Below are 1166 nucleotides of genomic sequence, written 5' to 3' on the forward strand. Positions count from 1 at the left end.
CCCACCGGCTCAGCCACGGACTCGTGCTCGATCGTCATCTCACTCACTTGGCGTCTCCATGATCAACAGATCCGCCGTTTATTAGACACTCCCGGCCGGCCTGACGATCTCAACCAGGTTCCTCAGCCGTGCTCCTGCCCGCGACATAGCTGGGGACGTTCATCCGTACGCGACTGGGGAGCTTAGGTCGTACGCCGACACCAGGGTGCGTACCAGAGCGGCGAACGGCTCTGGGAGGGTGATGGGGGCACGACCGCATCGGACTCGGGTTCTGCCAGCTTCAATGAGTACGTCTGCGGTGGTGAGCCGGCAGATGGCAGCTGGCGCTGTGCGTACAGCAACAAGAGAAGCCCTGCGACACGGTCTGTGATGGAAATCGACCCATCGTGCAGGAGTCGGCGGACGAGTTCCCAGCGGCGTTGGGTGTCCAGTGCTGTGGCGGGTCCGGGCCAGGCAACGGCGGGATAGGTCAGGTCGTGGGCATGTCGATGGGTGACCGCCCAGCGAACGAAGTGACTGGTCTCTCGGGGGTAGGTGGAGAGCGGGTCGACGATCTGCGCTTCGAGATCGCCCTGCCTGCAGGTAGCGAGGGTCAGGCCGTGGTCGTGCAGCCAGCCGAGGAAGTTCACGGCGGCCGTGATGTGGCTGCGGACGTTGAGCGCCTGGAGGCGTGTGGCGGGGGCGCCGCGAAGCCGGGTGCGCAGCCGGCGGAGATGGTGCCAGTTCGCGTAGCCGTGCAGGATGCGGCGGTGATCGGGGTGGGTGCAGGTCTGAAGCTCGTGGTTGATCCAGCGTTCGAGGCGCACCAGGTGTTCGTCGCGGGCGGGAAGCACCTGGGCGGCGACCAGGATGGCTCGTAGGTGAGCGACAGCCTTGTCGCCGGGAAGGAGGTCGAGGAGGTCGTGAGTGAGTGGCGGTTCTGTGTCGGCCAGGCCTCTCAGGATGGTGGCCACATTGGGGCGGGTGATCCAGCGCAGAGTGGTGTCAGGCCTGCCATGACTGATCAGCGCCCTGTGCAGTGCGGCGAGGTGCTGGGGCGGCTTTGTGGCTGTTGTCTTTCCGGTCGTGGCTGCGGTGTTTCCGCTGGTCAGGAATATGGGCGGTGATTCGGTGGGAGTTGTGGCCCGTCGGGTTGTTGTTCTCCGGGAGGTCGCGGATGCCGTCCG

General features: G+C 65.5%; 2 protein-coding genes. Both read right to left on the reverse strand.

Going from position 1 to position 1166, the window contains the following annotated elements:
- Positions 1-182 precede the first annotated feature (182 nt).
- Positions 183-953 (reverse strand): hypothetical protein, encoded by a 771-nt coding sequence (locus tag ACFWB8_RS37120; RefSeq protein WP_385237751.1) that lies wholly within the window; start codon positions 951-953, stop codon positions 183-185.
- A 31-nt stretch (positions 954-984) separates the two neighbouring features.
- Positions 985-1166, reverse strand: a 182-nt coding sequence (locus ACFWB8_RS37125; RefSeq protein ID WP_385237754.1) for a hypothetical protein, incomplete at its 5' end; no start/stop codon positions are given.

It is taken from the genome of Streptomyces sp. NPDC060031, assembly GCF_042736805.1.
In the GTDB taxonomy this organism is placed as follows: domain Bacteria; phylum Actinomycetota; class Actinomycetes; order Streptomycetales; family Streptomycetaceae; genus Streptomyces.